Below are 17625 nucleotides of genomic sequence, written 5' to 3' on the forward strand. Positions count from 1 at the left end.
CTCGCAATTTCTGCGTGTTATTTTACGCTATTTCAATATTACTTTATCCCTACTTAAATATCACCCGTATGGGTTACTTCTTTTTTGACGATGTATTTTCCTGTTCGTAAACTGATAATTGTCGCTCCATGAAGGAAATTATCTTTTCCTGGGATTTAATTGTTGCATTTTGAGATGCTATTACTTGATGTAAGGCATTAATTACAGCATTACTAATGCCTTCCTGTTCGGCAGTTAAGTAGGTCTCATTAAATTCTTTAACGATTGATTTAGCACATAACATAGCTCCTTCACCTCTTAGTAACCATTCTGCTGAATAATCGGGATAATTTTCTAACAAGCTGATTAGCCACTTTGATTGAATATCTGTCCCGTTGTTCAGGGCTCTTGTAAAAACGCCTTTACTGGCCCCAATAGTAGCTTCTAAAGCAGAAACACTCATACCTTCCCGATCAGCAACAAGCTTAATTCTCTTCAAATAATCACTCATATGTGCAAATTTAATCTTAAAATAATTTGTTTTGACTTAAAATAATCCCTAAATTAGTTTTATGAAGATAATTAAAACCATTTTAAACCAAAATTTCCATTATGAAAAATACGCAAAAGAAACTAAAAGCGAAACATTTTCGCTATTTAAGTAAAAAGAATATCAAAAATCCCATGATCTACATCCGTGATTTTTTCCAACAGCAAACTGATATCATTAACTGGCAAAAGGATATCAATCTCTTTGTAACAACTGGAGCTTATCCAGCGATGTCGACCGGTGGTTATCCCGAAAATGGCTACAATTGCCATCAAATGATTAAGCAGATGGAAATAGCTTATGTTATTTTTAAACAATGTGGACTACCCAAACATAAGAATCCCTTAACATTATTTGACACAAGAAAAGATTACTTCAATTATTCGTATGGACCTGAATTCACTTGTAATAATAAAAAAAGCCCCTACGATTTGATTCGTAAGTTTTTCTCTTATCAGCCCTTACAAAAATGGTATAAAACCATGGATGGCCTGATGGAACAGCTAACTTTAAAAAGATCTATCGGCGATGAACATTTCGGTGATAAAATTGTCGTTATTCGCGAGTTTCTCATTCGTTTGGCGTACGCACTTTATTATATCTATGAGCATGGGGGTATCACTATTCCTCTACCTCCCTATGTTCATATGGAATCAAGGAAACCACGTGAAGAAGCGGAATCAAATAATGAATCATTAGACGATCCTCATGATATACGAGATGAAGAAAAAATGTCGGAAATAAACTCGACAAAACTGGAAACAGAGAATAAGGCGCAAATATAAAAGAAGGAGCTACACAGAAAATAACAGGACTATATATGGAAGCAACAGATCATCTTGACCCGGTAAACACTTTAAAAGAGAACATGACCTGTATTCAGCCAACCTTACAATCTCTATAATCTTAAAAAAACAGAGCATTTAACGAAAAAAATATATTATAAAACAAATAAATAATAAGGCGTCTGAATACAATGTTACATTTCATCTCCATTCTCACCAAAAAGATGTGACAAGAAATAACACAAACTAAAATGTAGCAAATGAACACAACATACCCCCCTTGATATAGCCTTTCAGACAGCCTATTTAATGCTACCCAACAGCATAATAATCCAATATTACAATCATGAAAAAAAAACTAAAATGGAAAGAGTTTAGGTATTTACCTAAATATACCTTTAAGAATTATTCAAACTCTTTAGAGAAATTTGCAAAAAGCAATACGGACTGGAGTAAAAATTTCAACCACCTTGTTAATATTTCTGTCAGTAGCAGCAGGATGCGCTGCCAAGATTTCAACTATGGTTACATTTATATGAATATCGGTTATGCAATCGACCTCGCGTGGTTGATTTTCATCCAATCAGACCTACAAAAATGTAAGAAAAAAGATTTATTCTTAAATCATAAACACGAGATAGCTTGTTCGTGCAATAATAACTTAGGAATCTATCCTCCTGATTTCTTAGCTCGAATGTTTCGTTTCAAAACTCATAGAGAATGGTACGAAATCATGATGAATTAATAGAAGTTTTTCCATTACCTCATTAAAAGATTCTTTCATACAAAGTGCGGACAGTATAATTCCCATTGCACAATTTCTCACTAATCTTCCCATTGCTCTGCAGACGATACATGCTGTGGGAGGAATAGAAAAATGTTTGGAGCATAAATTAAACTCAGGAATAAATTAGATAGCTAAAAAAAGTAAAAGCCCTCTAAAATATTATAGAGGGCTTTGTTTTGTTATTTTCATATATCATTTACCAAAATTTATTACGAAGTACTACCGATCAGAAACTACGTCTGGATAAGGAACAGAAGCTTTAGTATTTTTAATAATTGGCATCTGAGCATCTACATGTCTTAAATAGCCTCCCAGCTTATGTGATAACCTTTTTACAATTTTGGGATTATTCATCGCAAGATCTTGCTCTTCTCCGATATCGTTCTTGATATTAAACAGTTCTTTTTTCTGCGTTTTATGCCAATAGATCAGTTTCCAGTCACCGTCTCTCACTGTACTTGTTGCACCTATTCCGGGTCCAGTCTCGCCCCAGCTATTTGGAAAGTGCCAATATATGGCCGATTTACGATTTACCTGCTTATTCGCTTTCAGTACAGAAATAAAATTTTCTCCGTCTATGTGTTGCACAGTTTTTGTTTTTTTAACTCCTGCCATGTTCAATACTGTCGGAAATATATCCTCTATTATAACGGGATATTCCGTTACCGAATTTTCTTTAACAACAGCGGGCCACTTAACCAGCATGGGTACTCTTATCCCACCTTCATATGCCGATCCTTTGCCACTTTTTAAAGGTTCATTCCATCTGTGTTTTTTACCTGTTCTGCCACGATCCTGTATCGCATAACCACCATTGTCAGAAATAAAGAGGATGATCGTATTATCAGTCAAATGTTTACTTTCCAAAAAATCCATCATATCGCCGAGGCTCTTATCCATACCTTCTACCATTGAAGCATATTGTGCTTCAACATGAGTGGCTCCTTTATCGATATATTTCTGATAGAACCGTTTATCTGCATTAAAAGGTACGTGCACTGCATAATGTGACATATACAAAAAGAAAGGTTTTTGATTTGACAATGAGTCATTCAAACTTTTAGTGCTTTTTGCGTCAATGCTTCTGTCAAGAATATATCCTGACTGTAATATTCTTCCAAACCCGGTACTCCCCAAGGACTTTTGGGCGTTCCATCTTTATTATTCCCAAAATTTTCTGTTCCCAGAAAGCTACCAGGACCACCCGCTGCATGACCGGCAATATTCACATCAAACCCCAAATTTATAGGATCAGCTCCAGGTGTTCCCACAGCTCCAAAGTGAGCCTTTCCTGCATGAACGGTTAAATATCCGTTTTCCTTTAATAGTTGAGGCAAGGAATTGACAAATACAGATCGCTCTATGGTATCAACGGGTTGCATACCATTTACGTTCCACAAAGGAAAATCCAACTCATCATCTTTAGCATCTACGGAAGCATTTCTGTTTAATGTCCAATTGGTCACCCGATGTCGTGCGGCATTCATGCCACTCATTAAACTTACCCGGCTTGGAGAACAAACACTACTGGCATAAGCCTGTGTAAATTTCATGCCTTGACTGGCAAGACGTTCCATATTCGGTGTCTGATAAAAATTGTTTAACGGAGTTTTTCTTTCCAAAAAGGAACCGAAGTATCTTCCCATCCCATATCATCTACGATGAATACGATAATATTCGGTCGTTCTTTTGTTTGGGCATGAACTTGGCCACTTCCGATTGCACAAGAAAATAATAACAGGAAGAAGGTTAATTTTTTAAATAGCATGTTTAGATTTATATGTCCTAATTTACAAAGTATTATTCTTTAATCAAATTTGGTTCTTAAATGCAAAAGCCCCTGAGCAGATCAGAGGGCTTCCTGTTACTATTAATTTCCCCTAGTAATGGATATATCTTTTAAAAAATCATTATTTAGCAAAAGCTTCATTTACGGCCTTTCCTCTCCAGGTCGGAGGCTGCTCAAACTCTAAGAACGATAAATTAAAATGATTCTACGGAAGCACAAGCTCACAAAATATTACTTTTATTAAAATTTCAAAACTTATTACACCCAATCTAGTTCTTCATCTGAATCTGGAAATTCCGAAGGACGGCTTTCTTTATTTGTTTCCTCTTCAAACTTGCAGATCTGACCGTTACGAATCAATATGGCATCAAATATTTCTGCAGTCATATATTTTGTGTTTAGGGTCAGAAATTCCTCTTTACGATCTGTAGATAATAGCCACATCCGTACGGTGGCCACACATAATAATAGCACATTGGTTTATCTTTAATGGAAAAAATGACCGATCGTGATTCGACATCATCACCCTTAACTATAACCAACTCTTTACTTGAACTTATATCAACTGTATTTTCATCATCTATGGACACTTTAATGATATGCATCTTCAGAATAACTTTTCTTACTCTTTCAGGAAGTGTATCTACTTCACGGGCTAAAATCGGTGGAGTACTTATACATAATTCTTCTTTCTCCGCGTCAAAATTTGTTGTGGGATAATTCATAAAGAAAGTTTGCCAACTGGTCTTTGGTGAAAAACGGAAGTTCTTTAGCGGATTTATGTTCCCGTATCCTAATTTCAATTGTCCTAGATCATGTTGACGATCATTTCGAATGACCATGTAAAGCTTCTTTTTGAGACGTAAGAAGGATTCATACTTAGCGGAATCATCTTGTATGATTTTCATCTGCCTATAAATCCTGCTGGCTAATGTATTGGAGTATGCGAAATCTGCTCCTGCTAATTTGCTGTTCTCTGACAAATTATAATCTTTTCCTTTTTTTCGATATGGATTCTTAGGTTTTTCGAAATCGAACATGATTTATGCTATACTGGTTTTACTAAAAATAGTTTATTTATTGGATAAATACAATTATTAGCTTTATGAATCATTAAGTGCGTAAAAGTCCATGTAAGTCCGTAAAAGTCCGTGAAAGTCCATACTTTACTCGGGATTGAGTCGGTAGTGCCTTGACATTCATAGGGAACACCTTCGGGAATGGTTCGACTCTCTTTCGCCTATTGTTCGGGAGGGGTTCGGCAAGGAGGCAAACAAACGCCGAACAGAAGGCATACCATCGCCGAACTTGTCTCCTACTTGTCTCGAATGATTCTCAAAGGAACTTCAAACCTCTGCCGATTAATGGCGTGTTTTAATTGGTTTTAATGAAAATGATGTGCCACCTGTAGAATAAGTGATTTTTTCCTGTATTACATCAATCTTTATAAAGGACATATTTCTGACGCATCTTTTTATAGCTTTCTAAACCTGCTTTCCAACTTGCTCTGATTTCCTGATCGCTCACATTGTTCTCTATCTGCTTTCGAAATTGGTCTACTCCGGCCAGCTTTTCGATACTACCGATTTGCTTGGAATAGCTCTGGTCAAAGAATTTATCTTTTTCCGGGGATTTATTGTACATTTCTTTTATCCATGAAAGATTGATCTCTTTGCTGTCAACGAGACTTTGCAAATCATAATCTCGTAAATCTAATCCGTAACAGACTTCATTCATGAACAGTGGTGTTTCACTCATTCCTTTTTTACTAACGGGTGTGAAGGAAAATGTGAAGATTCCTTTATATATCGGACTGCCAACAATGGTGAATGGAAAATCTGTTCCACGACCGTGATTCAATTTGGTTCCTTCAAAGAGGCAGGTGCTGGGGTATAGAATTATACTCTGTTCAGTATTGAGATTCGGTGATGGGCTGACAGGTAATTTATATAGCATACTGTGGCTATACCCTTCTATTGGAATGATTTTCAATTTGCATTTACGCTCTGTTGCCATCCACTTCTCTCCGTTGATCATCTGAGCAAATTCGGCCGTAGTCATACCGTGGGCAATGGGTACCGGGAACTGACCGATTCCTGATTTATGTTTCATATCGAGTATGGGTCCATCAATGAGGTATGCATTGGGATTTGGTCTATCAAGGATAAGCAACTCTTTACCATTTTCGGCACACGCTTCCATTATATCCCGTAAGGTATTGATATTGGTATAAAAACGGACGCCCATGTCCTGCACATCAAAAATAAAGATATCGACATCTGCTAAATCCTTTGCTGTTGGTTTTTTCTTATTTCCGTACAGGGAAATTATGGGTATCTGCGTTGTGGGATCTCTTTCGTCCGATACTTCGGTTCCATTACTTGCATTTCCTCTAAAGCCGTGCTCTGGGCCAAAAATCTTGACAATATTAACTCCTCTGAGCAGGAGGCTATCGACCAGATGACGTTCTTTTATTACTGTTGATAGATTGCCTAAGATGGCAACTCGTTTATCTTTTAAATAGGGTAGGTATTTTTCCGTCTGTTCTGCTCCGGTTCGTATCTGATCGTTGCAATAGTTTAATTTTGTCTGTGCTTTACCAATCGTAAGCATCATACAAATGGCTATCATAAAACTGATTAATTGTTTAGCATTCATCATAATAGGGTTACAAGTGTAATCTATATAAAGATAGTGATTTCATTTATTTTGGAATGGAAGAAAATTGAGGTATAAAAAAGACGCTTAACTTATTTAGATATTATTTATTACAGTATTGACTGATTAAAACACTTATAAAGTATCAAAAATATCAACATAATAAATAGAAATATTTACATAAATTCACATAACTAATCCCTAAAAAATTATGAAAAATTCAATTTACAAACTTACTTTGTTTCTAGTTGTGCTTTTATTTAGCTGTTCTAAACAAAATGGAACTGAAATCACAAAAGATGAGCTAAACAAAATTAGCAGTACAAAGTCTCAAAACATTAATCTCTTAGCTAATGGTCCTCCATCTATAACTTTAGAAGTCACTGTCAGCGGAACAATCATCAATACAAAGGCCACTTTAGTAGGAGTTTCCGGAGCAACCCAAATCAATGGGTCAATAGAATGCCTGGGTGTTGACGGAACCTATCAGAATTCTGCAATCTTTGGTAGTACTGGAACCGCAAATTTCCAAGGTATTGCTTCAAAACAATATAATATTAAGGCGACTTTTGATTATTTAATAAATGGAATTATTAAAAACATTTCTTTAACAAAAAGCATCACAATATCTTCAGGAAGTGGAAATAATAATTGCACGTATCCATCTTCACTAACAAGTCCACAATTTCCTGACATAATCACTAATGTTGGACCTAATAATACTGATTTACATAAAAAAGATAATGAAATTTTAGTATTGTTTCCTAATGATTTAAGTTTAAATACATACATAGTTCTTCTATACAGAGAGAAAAACACACAAGATCAATGGTTACAAACTCCACAATTTCATTCTTCTGGAACCGGCTCATTGAATGGACCAAGGAAAACTTATTATGTGATAAATGGCTTAAAAAGCGGAACTGAATATGAAATAAAAAGTGCTATCCGTGCGCGCAGACTTACTTATATATCCAACAATTTTACGGCTTCAACCATGTATGAGTAAATAATTAATTTGAATATTCCAGACAATAGATGATCAGATTAGTTTTCCCTTAAAACAGAAAACCTCGAAACTGAAGTTCGAGGTTTTCTTAATTAATCTATCAATTCTTAAAGTCTTAACAAAAGACAATTAAAATCGAGTCCGAGCACTATATTGAAAAATATAGTTAAATCACTCTATAGCTTATTTTGCATTTGGATTTTTAGTTGCTTTCAAATGAAGCTCATAAATATACTTACCAGGTCTATTAATTTTTGTATTGAAACGAATATTTAATTTCACTGGTCCCTCCTGCGTCAAATAATTTAGACCAAATGGTGGATTCCAATTTTTAGAATCAGCGTAATCTACGGATTTTATCCATTGCGAGTATATTCTATAATAACAGTTAAGACCGTTTGATTGAGTATCCCAGTAAATATCTGGAAATCTTGTCTGCGCATAATCATATAAGACAGCAGTATCAGTAACAGTTGTTTTATATGCAAATGTTGACAATGTTTTAAGAAAATCATTTCCAGAAGGTCTTCTCTCTAATGCTTTACCTGGAAACACTGCTCCATTTTTGTCAATAACTTTTAGTACTATTTGATTTGGTCCATCTGCAACACGTGTTATTTTTAACGTTGTATTTGTGGTTTGACCTTTAGTTTGATCAACCCATTGGTCATCATACGGATAACGAATACTTGTTTCACTATTAGCCTCAACAGCAATAAAGTAAGGTGCATTTTCATAAGAATATTCCTTAACAGGAGAAAGTCGAACAGTCGTTATCCCTTTATAATCTTTAGTTCCTTTGGGATTTTCAACACGTAAATCAACTTCATAATCACCGACTGGAACTTTATCTGTTGCTTGTGTAAACATGAATTGACCACTTTTTTCCAAAACTGTAAAAGGTAATCTCTTTTCAATAGCTCTTTTACTATTTATAATTTCCAGAGTAGTATCAGTTTTGGGATCATATTTTTCCTTCCAGACCACAACATCAGACTCTTTAAAAAAAGCTTCTTCTCGTTTTCCAGTTTCTTTATTTCTAATATCCAATAAAGTGATTTTAAATGGAGGAGTGGAAGCATCAGGAATAATTCCAGTTGCGATATAAAATGTGCCCTGATCAACCGTTATAGGATTAGATCCATAACGAATATTATCACTCAAATAACCGACTTCTATTTTCTTACACCCTGTGTAAAAAAGAGAGAAAACCGCAGTGGCTATAATAATTTTTTTATAATTAATTTTCATTTTGATTCAATTTAAAATTATCTCCTAAAAGCCCAAATATGTGTGTTATTCAGAACATGTATAACTCCTGTATTAGTTAAAAGTCCTGTTGTCTGGCACAAGACCCTGATATCATTTAACTTTGTATTACCTGAGGGATCATTCAATGAACCATTTTTCATAATATCACGTTCACCAATAATCTTAGTCAAATAAATAAATTTTGGTCCTTGCGAAATAATACCATCTACCAAGTAATCATTACTTGTTGATTGTTCTAAAGTTGCTAATAATTTAGTAGATGGTTCCTCCGTCTGATAAATAGTACCGGCCTCGGTCAGATCATCACGTGTAATTCTACCCGAGAAAAAATAAACACTCATTGAATCCTGCAACATTTTAGGTGTGTAGTATTTAAATAACGAATCAATATTGAAATTCAATTTTTCATTCTGTTTGCGAATTTCTTGCTGTTTCGACAACAGAAAATTACGAATTGAATAATTCGTAGGAACAAAAAATGTTTTTGCAGCATTGACCTTATCCTTCAATCCAGCTTTATCTATAATCATCAAAGTTGTATCAAACAAATGTTGAGGATGTGATTTCAAAAAATCATAAGTAGTCATATTAACGTAACCAATACTTAATCTACCATCGATTACGTCATCTTTTACAACTCGTAAAAAACCAATAATTACTGCTGTTAGGAATATTATTTTTTTCATAATTTTCTTCATTAATATCTACCATCCAATATGGGTTCTGGGTGATTAAACGATTAGTATTTAATATTGTATTGTGAATAGGAAATAAATAACCTTTTTGAGCTAATCTTCCTGCATCCATACTCCAAGAAGTCAATTGAACAAATAAATTATTATTTCCTGATTTCCATGTGTTTCTCACTATATCAAAATACGCATGTCCTTCTCCAATTAATTCTCTTTGTCTTTCTTTTAATATATCACGTTTAAGGTTTGCTCCACCACTATTTAACATCGTTTTTGCACCTGCTCTCGTTCGTATGCTGTTTACAGCTGTCAACGCATCTCCATCACGATTTAGAGCGTTTAGTGCTTCAGCCTTTAATAAAATCATATCAGCCAAACGGAATATCACATAATTACTTTCTAGTCGAGGGTCCGAATTGGTGGCAGCATTTTTATAAACAATATCTGAATACTTCATTAAAGAGTTGTTTTCAGTATTCGTCATATTACGAAAGAATTCTAATTTACGCGAATCTTCAACTGAGTTATCTCCGTAAATTTCATCAAGTTTTGAATTTGTAATAAAATAATTTGGTACATTAAACGGCATGTTGACATAAATTTGATTCGAAACAGTTATGAATCCTACTGCAGCAGAAAATATGTTTACATTACCATCATATTGTGATGATTCATTTTCACTATCTTTAGTTGTAAATACAAAAATATTCTCTTTTGCATTTGCATCTTTGAAAACATTACGAATACTTCCTTTTGGTTGCAATGAAAAGATTTCCTTTTTTGAAATTATTGAATCTGTATAAAGAATAGTTTTAGCATAGTCATTTTGCCAAGCAGTTGTGTGGGCTAGTAAAGCTAATGCAGCCGCTTTATTAGCACGACGTCTACCGTTGCCTTCAACACCCTCCCAAGTTAATAATGATGATGCTTTTTGTGCATCTTCGACAATTAATTTAAGAATTTCATCTGTAGGAGTTCTTCCTTTCAAAACAGCCTGATTAGCCGTTTCAGTTGGCGTAGTTTGCAATGGAAGATCGCCCCAGACACGAGACATATAAAAATAAGCCAGCGCCCGCATGAAATATGCCTCCCCCAAAAGATAGTTCTTATTTCCCGATGAAAATTTATTATCATCAAGTTCTGGTACCCGCTTAATAATCAGATTGGATAAATCGACCACTCGATACCAGTTTGTCCAATTATGAACCCCTGTTTCACGATATGGAAGTGCAAAATTACCAGATGTATATACTCCTGAATGATTTGTTCCTTCAAGCGTTGTTAATATTCCTATTGGTGCATCTCCCCAAATAAAAAAACATTGGTTTGTAGTCATTGCCTTACGGAATAAACCATATGTCCCTAAAACGGCACCATTGATATCTTTTTCATTTTGCCAATACGTATCTGAATACGTATCGTTTATCAATTTATTTTCCAAGTCTTTATTACATGAACTCGCTCCAAATAAACCAATTAAAATCAAGGCCGCTACCCCAATTTTTATATATTGTTTAAACTGTATTTTCATAATAGTATCTATTAAAATTCGAATTGTACACCCAATGTATATTTTGATGGTAGTGGATAACCATCTCCATAGTCAAATCCTCTCCCATCAACACGTTCAGCATCAATCCCCGAAAATTTTGAAACATATGTACATTGTCCATAGTACCATAAATACGGAATGAATTTATACCTGTACGATTCATCCAAGCATGTTTTGTTTTATCAAAACGGTACGCTAAATTGATGTTCTTAATACGGATATACCATCCTGGTTCCATGAACATCGATTGACCAGCTCTCCAGGCATATAATCCCATATATGGATTCGCGGCAGGATAACGACTTATGTCACCTTCTTTTTGCCAAAAATCATAATTATCTAAATTACCAATTGAAGCTTTTGAAAGATCTTTAGGATTACCATAGAAGAACCCATTAGACATACGCTGCGCAAAAGTACTATTGATAATATCTCTTCCAAAAGTAAACGTCGTCAGAATTTGCAATGAGAAATCCTTATAACTAAAATAATTGGTAAAACCACCTGTTACTTTAGGGTTAGGATCACCAAAAAAGTCATATCATTTTCACCTATTGCATCTGATATTTTATAATCACCATTTACATCGACCCAATTTGGATATCCCGGCTGTAATGTTCCCCATTTTGAAGCGCCCACAGCACCCGTATATGGATTTACAATAATATCATTGGAAGTACTAATTGCACCATTTACTAAATAACCATAAAACATATTTAATGGTTTCCCAACAACATAAACTGCTTGATCATAATACAGGTCACGATTTCCATCTGGAAGAGCTGTTACTATATTTTTATTGAATGAAAAATTAATAGATGGTGTCCATTGTAAAGCTTTTTCCCTACCAAATACTTTTCCCATTAGGTTAATTTCAAGACCTGAATTACGCACACCGGCTGCATTTGTAAATGTACTCAGATATCCAGTATATTCTGGAATCCATACACTTAACATTTGTCCAGTCGTAGTTCTCACATAAGCATCTACATTGACCGTCAGTCTTCCATTGAAAAGCAATGCATCTACACCAGCATTCCAAGTCTCCGTTCTTTGCCAAGTGATATCATCATTTGTTATACCGGCATAGTTTGGTATAACTGCGGTACCACCACCATATGTACTACCATAATTTCCTGGGTAATTCCCATTACCAGCGATATAAGCATTATAACGATCATTATCACCGATACTACTTTCATCACCTGTTCTACCCCAACTTCCACGTAGTTTCAGTTCTTTAACCCATTCCGACTGCGATAAGAAATCTTCTTCTGTTAAGATCCATCCTGCTCCTAACGATGGAAAATATCCCCACTTATTATTCTTTCCGAAACGTGAAGAAGCATCTCCACGATAAACTGCATCAAAAAGGTATTTGCCCTTATAATCGTAGTGAGCAGCTCCTAGAAAGGATAACTTTGCATATGTAGATTGATCGGAATAGCCACTTAAATTTTGAGATGCAACACCTTTAATAACTTGAATGTTATCATTTGGAATATCTCTGCCTAGCAAATATAAGCCCTCATTTTTACGAGTCTCATATTCTTGCACAAAAGTTGCAGTAATATTATGTTTATCATTTAAAGTCTTAGTCCACAATATATTATTGGTCAATAAGTATTTTCGATATTGTGTATAAGTCGATTTTGCGTATGCTAAACCATCTGTATTAATAATGGACGGAGAAGCAAAGTCATTTTTAGCTGTTGAATAATTAATAATACTTCTTGTACTGATACGAAAGTCTTTTAAGAAAGTATAACGTAATTCTCCAACTCCACTTAGATCAACGTTCACATTATCATTCCGCTGATAATCATACGGATTAATGATACTATTTACATCATCATCGCTCATACCTAACAATGAAGTTGGCATACTGATTGGATTAATCCCGAATACACTTCTATATCTACCTTGTTTTAAGAAATCAGTGGTCCCCTTTCCTTCTAATCTTTTGCCTGTAGAAGCTTTAAAATTAGTTAGAAACTCAAGATTCTGAGTAATATTAAAATTTACATTACTGGTAAAAGAATACCGTTTATAACCTGTACTTTTAACTATTCCTTTCTCGTTGTACATACCTCCACTGATACGATAATTTACATTTTCAGTAGCACCGGATACAGCTAAATCATAATTCTGAACGTAGCCTGATTGATAAAATAGATCTTGGTAATCATTATTATTATTAAATGCAGGATTTAAACTATCAGTAAGTAATTGAGGAATATTTTGCTCTTGTGCATCATTCGCATATTTATAAATTAATTCCATCTTTTTTCTACGCTCTGCGGCACCAATCAATGTTTCCACCTTTCCTGGTTTCGTCACATAACCTTGGTAGGTATTTAAACTCAATTTAGGCTTTCCAAGCACCCCTCTTTTCGTCTTAATAATGATAACCCCATTATTTGCTCGAGCGCCATATAATGCTGCCGCAGATGCATCTTTTAATACATCGACAGATTCAATATCATTTGGATTTAAACTCGCTAAATAATTTGTTCCAGTAACATTAAAGTTTTTAATCTCATCATCTGATACTGGTATACCATCGAGTACATATAAAGGATTACTACTTAAATTATCTGCATCAAAGTCACCGCTTGATCTTGGAATGTTTGTGTTTCCACGAATTACCAAAGAAGTCTTAACACCTGGCTGTCCTGTAAAGTTCTGGACATTGACTCCTGGCAATTTACCTTGTAAAAGAACATCAATACTAGCCGCAGGCAAGTTTTCAATTTCTTTACTTGTAATACTGGAAATAGATCCTGTTGTTTTTCGTCGACTAATTGTAGTATAACCTGTCACAATAGCTTCACTCAGATCATTAGTAGATTCTTCAAGATTAATGGTGACATGCGTCTCTTTATTCACTGGTATTTCTTGTTTTTTATACCCAACACCACTAATAATTAAGGCAGTAGGAATACCTTTAACTTTAATAGTAAAGTTTCCATCACCTCCACTTGAAGCTTGATTTTTGGTACCTCGTTCGGATACTGTTATCCCAGGTAATGTTCTTCCTTTGTCGTCTTTTATTGTTCCAGTAATATTAGTTACCTGTGCAAACAATAAATTACATGACATCAAAAAGAAGAGAAAAATTGGTAAAATTTTCTTCATAACAATTGATTTGGTTAGTAAATTTTAGGTTAATTTACAGCAATTGAAATGGTAACTCAAATTTTACATTTTCTTAATTTTCATTCTAAACAAAAGAATTAACTTGATTGCATCGCAAACGATTGTTCTATTTTCACGCAAACGTATGCGTAATTTGTACTATTTTTTTTCCTGAAATCGGGAAATTTTTACATTTTTTAACATATTAATTACATTGAATTTTTCCCATTTCAAGGAGTATATGGGCATTTGTTGTTTCGTAATAATTTAAACGGTTTTTTTATGAAACAATATATTAATACACTATGCAACTAAATTTTAGTGCTTAAAAATTCCATTTTTCACAAATACTAAACATGAAAACTTTATGAAATTATTTTACCAAATAAATGTTCTTGAATTTTAGCTCGTTAAGGATTTTAACATAAAAAACAAAACCGTTAAAGTTTATAACTTTAACGATTTAGATCGTTACATTATGTAATGATAAGATTTTCCCTATCCGCACTGACTAATGACCTGATTGCTTTCTATATTATGGAGGTCTAAAACATCAAAAATTTCTGTTTCTTCATAGCGTGTGGCAACGGAAAGTAGAATGTCTTCACAATGTGTTCTAAACGTTTCGTGAACCAGTTCTACGGTGTTATTTTCGCCTGAAAGGTGCGTTAGAATTAAGTGTTTGAGACGGGCTGTTCGGTATTTGTTGAATAATTCTAACGCAACTGCATTGGAAAGATGCCCCCACCCGCTGCTGATTCTATTTTTTAGAAAATAGGAATATCGCCCGTTTCTAAGCATCTCTTCATCGAAATTGGATTCTAGCAATAGTACATCTGCATGTTTGATGACATGCTGCACATTTGAACACGGACGACCTATATCGGTCAACACGCCAATATTATGCGTTCCATCGGAAATCAAAAAACTGCAAGGTTCTTTTGCATCGTGATACTTAGGTATACCATAAATCTTCATTTCTCCGATCTCGGTAACGGCATCTGGGGTAATGATGTGCACCAAGTGGCCAGGAAGATGCAATCTTGTTCCATCGTAACTGCCCTGAGTGATATACACCGGTATATTATATTTTTTGACAAAAACAGATAAACCCCGAATATGATCCGTATGTTCATGGGTAATAAAAACGGCTTTGATCTGAGTTGGAATTATACCTAGATTATGCATACGGAGATGAATGTGCTTATTATTAATACCCGCATCTACTAGAATAGCTGTATCGCCTTTCGCGATATAATAACAATTTCCATTACTGCCTGAGGCAATAGCACAATACTTCATATGTATTTCATTTATTCTTTATTGACATTATATTGCATGATCAGACCTCATTCATGCAACATAAATATTTTTATGACAACGGGTTCTTTAACATTAACATTCCGGTAAACTTAACGGAATCTGTACAGCCAAACCGCCATCTGCCGTTTCTTTATATTTAACGTTCATATCTAACGCGGTCTGCCACATGGTCTTGACAACTGTATCGAGACTGACTTTGGCTTTATCAGGGTTGGATTGCAGGGCCAACTGCGCAGCTGTGATAGCCTTTATAGCTCCCATCGTATTTCGCTCAATACATGGTATCTGTACTAAACCTCCAATAGGATCACATGTTAGGCCCAAATGATGTTCCATGGCGATTTCTGCGGCCATGAGAACCTGTCTTTGCGATCCGCCGAGACATTCGGTCAATGCTCCAGCTGCCATTGCTGATGATACTCCAATCTCAGCCTGACATCCGCCCATAGCGGCAGAAATAGTTGCTCCTTTTTTAAATATGGAACCGATTTCGGAAGCGGTTAGAATAAACTGAATAATTTTATCTTCTGAATCTCCATTATGGAAGGTAATAAAATATTGCAATACGGCAGGAATAACACCAGACGCTCCATTTGTTGGCGCGGTAACGACTCTTCCAAATGAAGCATTTTCTTCATTTACTGCTAAAGCAAAACAACTTACCCAATCCAGGATATATTGAAAATTCTCTCCTCCTGCTTTTATTGCTGCGATCCAGCTTTCATAATCGTGATAGCTTCGGTTTTTAAGCAATCGCTGATTCAGTTTTGCAGCTCTTCTTTCTACATTAAGTCCTCCTGGTAGTGTTCCCGCTGTATGGCACCCACGATATATACATTCGTATATGGTTTTATAGATATTTAATACGCCGGCGCGCGTCTCTTCTTCTTCACGCCAAGCATGTTCATTTTCTAAAACGAGCTCTGAGATTTTCAAACCTGTCTTGCGGCACCAATGCAATAAATCCTGTGCGGTATCTACCGGAAAAGGTAGATCGACCTCTGTTGAAGAACTGCTCTCATCATTTTCCTGAACAACAAATCCACCACCAATTGAATAATAGGTTTCACTAAGAGCCTTTCCATTATTCAAAAATGCCTGAAAAGTAACTGCATTGGGATGAAAGGGTAAGCTTTCACTATATAAAAAAAGCAAGTCTTCTTTGTATGTAAACGGAATGGTATGTGTACCAGCCAGACGCAACTGATTTACAGATTTGATATGTTCTACTTTTGGTGTTACTTGATTGACATCAAAAGTTACAGGATCATCTCCGCTTAAACCCAACATCACAGCAATATCAGTTCCGTGCCCAGTACCTGTTTTGGCTAAAGATCCATATAATAATATCTTAACAGATTCGACGTTATTAAGTACATCCTTATCCTGCAGTACCTTTGTGAACTGCTGCGCCGCACGCCAGGGACCTAAGGTATGTGAACTGGAGGGTCCAATACCTATTTTAAACATATCAAAAACGGAAATTTGCTCTTTGCTCATGCTATACTAATAAAGCGCTATAAAATAATGTTTTAGGACAGTCCAAAAACATTGCAATTTACAGAATATAAAACAACCACAAAGTTCTTACAAAGATTTAATACTTTATCAATAAAGCTTAATTATCTTTGTTAACTTATCATTAAACAAATGAGAATTAAACACGTTCTGCACTTACTTGGAGTATTTTTTTTAATAGCATCAACAGCACAACTTTTATTCGCTCAACCTAGCCCCAAAAGAGAAGTTCGCGGTGTTTGGATTGCCACTATAGGTAATATTGACTGGCCAACAGTCGCCACTGGCACTAATGTTGAAAAACAGAAACAAGAGCTGATACAAATACTTGACCAGCACAAAAAGTCGAGTATGAATACTATTCTTTTTCAGATTCGACCCGCCGCAGACGCTTTCTATGGTCGTGGTAGAGAAGGCTGGAGCCGTTATTTAACGGGGAAACAAGGAAAGCCTCCTGAACCTTTTTATGACCCTTTGGATTTCATTATCGCTGAATGCCATAAAAGAGGGATGGAACTGCATGCCTGGATCAACCCTTACCGTGCTTCAACAACTCTAAACCCGAACCATTTT

The 17625-nt window shown here is 35.2% G+C and carries 18 protein-coding genes; 4 read left to right on the top strand and 14 right to left on the bottom strand.

Features of this window, described 5'->3' with window-relative positions; translation table 11 throughout:
- Positions 1 to 73: 73 nt before the first annotated feature.
- Positions 74 to 490, bottom strand: coding sequence for a hypothetical protein (locus tag L950_RS25960; protein WP_021191971.1), 417 nt, complete (start codon positions 488 to 490; stop codon positions 74 to 76).
- A 101-nt stretch (positions 491 to 591) separates the two neighbouring features.
- Here L950_RS25960 and L950_RS05765 point away from each other — a divergent pair, with 101 nt between their 5' ends.
- Both L950_RS05765 and L950_RS05770 read left to right on the top strand, forming a co-directional pair.
- Positions 592 to 1314 (top strand): hypothetical protein, encoded by a 723-nt coding sequence (locus tag L950_RS05765; RefSeq protein ID WP_021191972.1) that lies wholly within the window; start codon positions 592 to 594, stop codon positions 1312 to 1314.
- A gap of 346 nt (positions 1315 to 1660) precedes the next feature.
- Positions 1661 to 2059, top strand: a complete 399-nt coding sequence (locus L950_RS05770) for a hypothetical protein (RefSeq protein ID WP_021191973.1) — start codon at positions 1661 to 1663, stop codon at positions 2057 to 2059.
- Between the two features lie 261 nt (positions 2060 to 2320).
- Here L950_RS05770 and L950_RS32120 read toward each other — a convergent pair whose 3' ends face one another.
- The 6 genes from L950_RS32120 to L950_RS05785 all read right to left on the bottom strand — a co-directional run bounded on the left by L950_RS32120 (position 2321) and on the right by L950_RS05785 (position 6548).
- The gene (locus L950_RS32120; protein WP_021191974.1) at positions 2321 to 3115 is read right to left on the bottom strand and encodes a sulfatase-like hydrolase/transferase; all 795 of its coding nucleotides are present in this window, start codon (positions 3113 to 3115) and stop codon (positions 2321 to 2323) included.
- A gap of 38 nt (positions 3116 to 3153) precedes the next feature.
- Positions 3154 to 3678, bottom strand: coding sequence for a sulfatase-like hydrolase/transferase (locus tag L950_RS32125; protein WP_021191975.1), 525 nt, complete (start codon positions 3676 to 3678; stop codon positions 3154 to 3156).
- Between the two features lie 23 nt (positions 3679 to 3701).
- Positions 3702 to 3869 carry a hypothetical protein gene (locus L950_RS32130; protein WP_021191976.1) on the bottom strand — a complete coding sequence of 56 codons (168 nt, stop codon included), beginning with the start codon at positions 3867 to 3869 and terminating at the stop codon, positions 3702 to 3704.
- A gap of 279 nt (positions 3870 to 4148) precedes the next feature.
- The gene (locus tag L950_RS35050) at positions 4149 to 4277 is read right to left on the bottom strand and encodes a hypothetical protein (protein ID WP_021191977.1); all 129 of its coding nucleotides are present in this window, start codon (positions 4275 to 4277) and stop codon (positions 4149 to 4151) included.
- Positions 4278 to 4294: 17 nt separating this feature from the next.
- Positions 4295 to 4930: a hypothetical protein gene (locus L950_RS05780; RefSeq protein WP_021191978.1), complete on the bottom strand. Its 636-nt coding sequence runs from the start codon at positions 4928 to 4930 to the stop codon at positions 4295 to 4297.
- 397 nt (positions 4931 to 5327) lie between these two features.
- On the bottom strand, positions 5328 to 6548 hold the full coding sequence (locus tag L950_RS05785; protein ID WP_084825384.1) for an exo-beta-N-acetylmuramidase NamZ domain-containing protein: 1221 nt from the start codon (positions 6546 to 6548) through the stop codon (positions 5328 to 5330).
- A 211-nt stretch (positions 6549 to 6759) separates the two neighbouring features.
- On the opposite strand from L950_RS05785, the gene L950_RS05790 reads away from it, so the two are divergent.
- Positions 6760 to 7557, top strand: a complete 798-nt coding sequence (locus L950_RS05790) for a hypothetical protein (RefSeq protein ID WP_021191980.1) — start codon at positions 6760 to 6762, stop codon at positions 7555 to 7557.
- Positions 7558 to 7740: 183 nt separating this feature from the next.
- Here L950_RS05790 and L950_RS05795 read toward each other — a convergent pair whose 3' ends face one another.
- The 7 genes from L950_RS05795 to L950_RS05820 all read right to left on the bottom strand — a co-directional run bounded on the left by L950_RS05795 (position 7741) and on the right by L950_RS05820 (position 17034).
- Complete coding sequence (locus tag L950_RS05795; RefSeq protein ID WP_021191981.1) at positions 7741 to 8808, bottom strand: DUF5007 domain-containing protein; 1068 nt, start codon at positions 8806 to 8808, stop codon at positions 7741 to 7743.
- Positions 8809 to 8825: 17 nt separating this feature from the next.
- A complete protein-coding gene (locus L950_RS05800) occupies positions 8826 to 9515 on the bottom strand; it encodes a hypothetical protein (RefSeq protein WP_021191982.1) in 690 nt (229 codons plus the stop codon).
- Complete coding sequence (locus tag L950_RS05805; protein WP_231576910.1) at positions 9454 to 10962, bottom strand: RagB/SusD family nutrient uptake outer membrane protein; 1509 nt, start codon at positions 10960 to 10962, stop codon at positions 9454 to 9456. Before L950_RS05805 ends, L950_RS05800 begins: the two co-directional genes overlap by 62 nt.
- 73 nt (positions 10963 to 11035) lie before the next feature.
- Entirely contained in the window at positions 11036 to 11539 is a 504-nt protein-coding gene (locus L950_RS32135) for a hypothetical protein (protein WP_156169550.1), read from the bottom strand.
- Between the two features lie 41 nt (positions 11540 to 11580).
- Entirely contained in the window at positions 11581 to 14211 is a 2631-nt protein-coding gene (locus L950_RS05810; RefSeq protein WP_156169552.1) for a SusC/RagA family TonB-linked outer membrane protein, read from the bottom strand.
- Positions 14212 to 14709: 498 nt separating this feature from the next.
- Positions 14710 to 15513: an MBL fold metallo-hydrolase gene (locus L950_RS05815; RefSeq protein ID WP_021191984.1), complete on the bottom strand. Its 804-nt coding sequence runs from the start codon at positions 15511 to 15513 to the stop codon at positions 14710 to 14712.
- A 93-nt stretch (positions 15514 to 15606) separates the two neighbouring features.
- Positions 15607 to 17034, bottom strand: a complete 1428-nt coding sequence (locus tag L950_RS05820) for an L-serine ammonia-lyase (protein WP_021191985.1) — start codon at positions 17032 to 17034, stop codon at positions 15607 to 15609.
- Positions 17035 to 17184: 150 nt separating this feature from the next.
- Between L950_RS05820 and L950_RS05825 the strand changes: the two genes are divergently transcribed.
- Positions 17185 to 17625 (top strand): glycoside hydrolase family 10 protein (locus L950_RS05825; RefSeq protein WP_031289406.1); only part of this gene is annotated, 441 nt, incomplete at its 3' end.

It is taken from the genome of Sphingobacterium sp. IITKGP-BTPF85, from assembly GCF_001006065.1.
GTDB lineage: Bacteria > Bacteroidota > Bacteroidia > Sphingobacteriales > Sphingobacteriaceae > Sphingobacterium > Sphingobacterium anhuiense.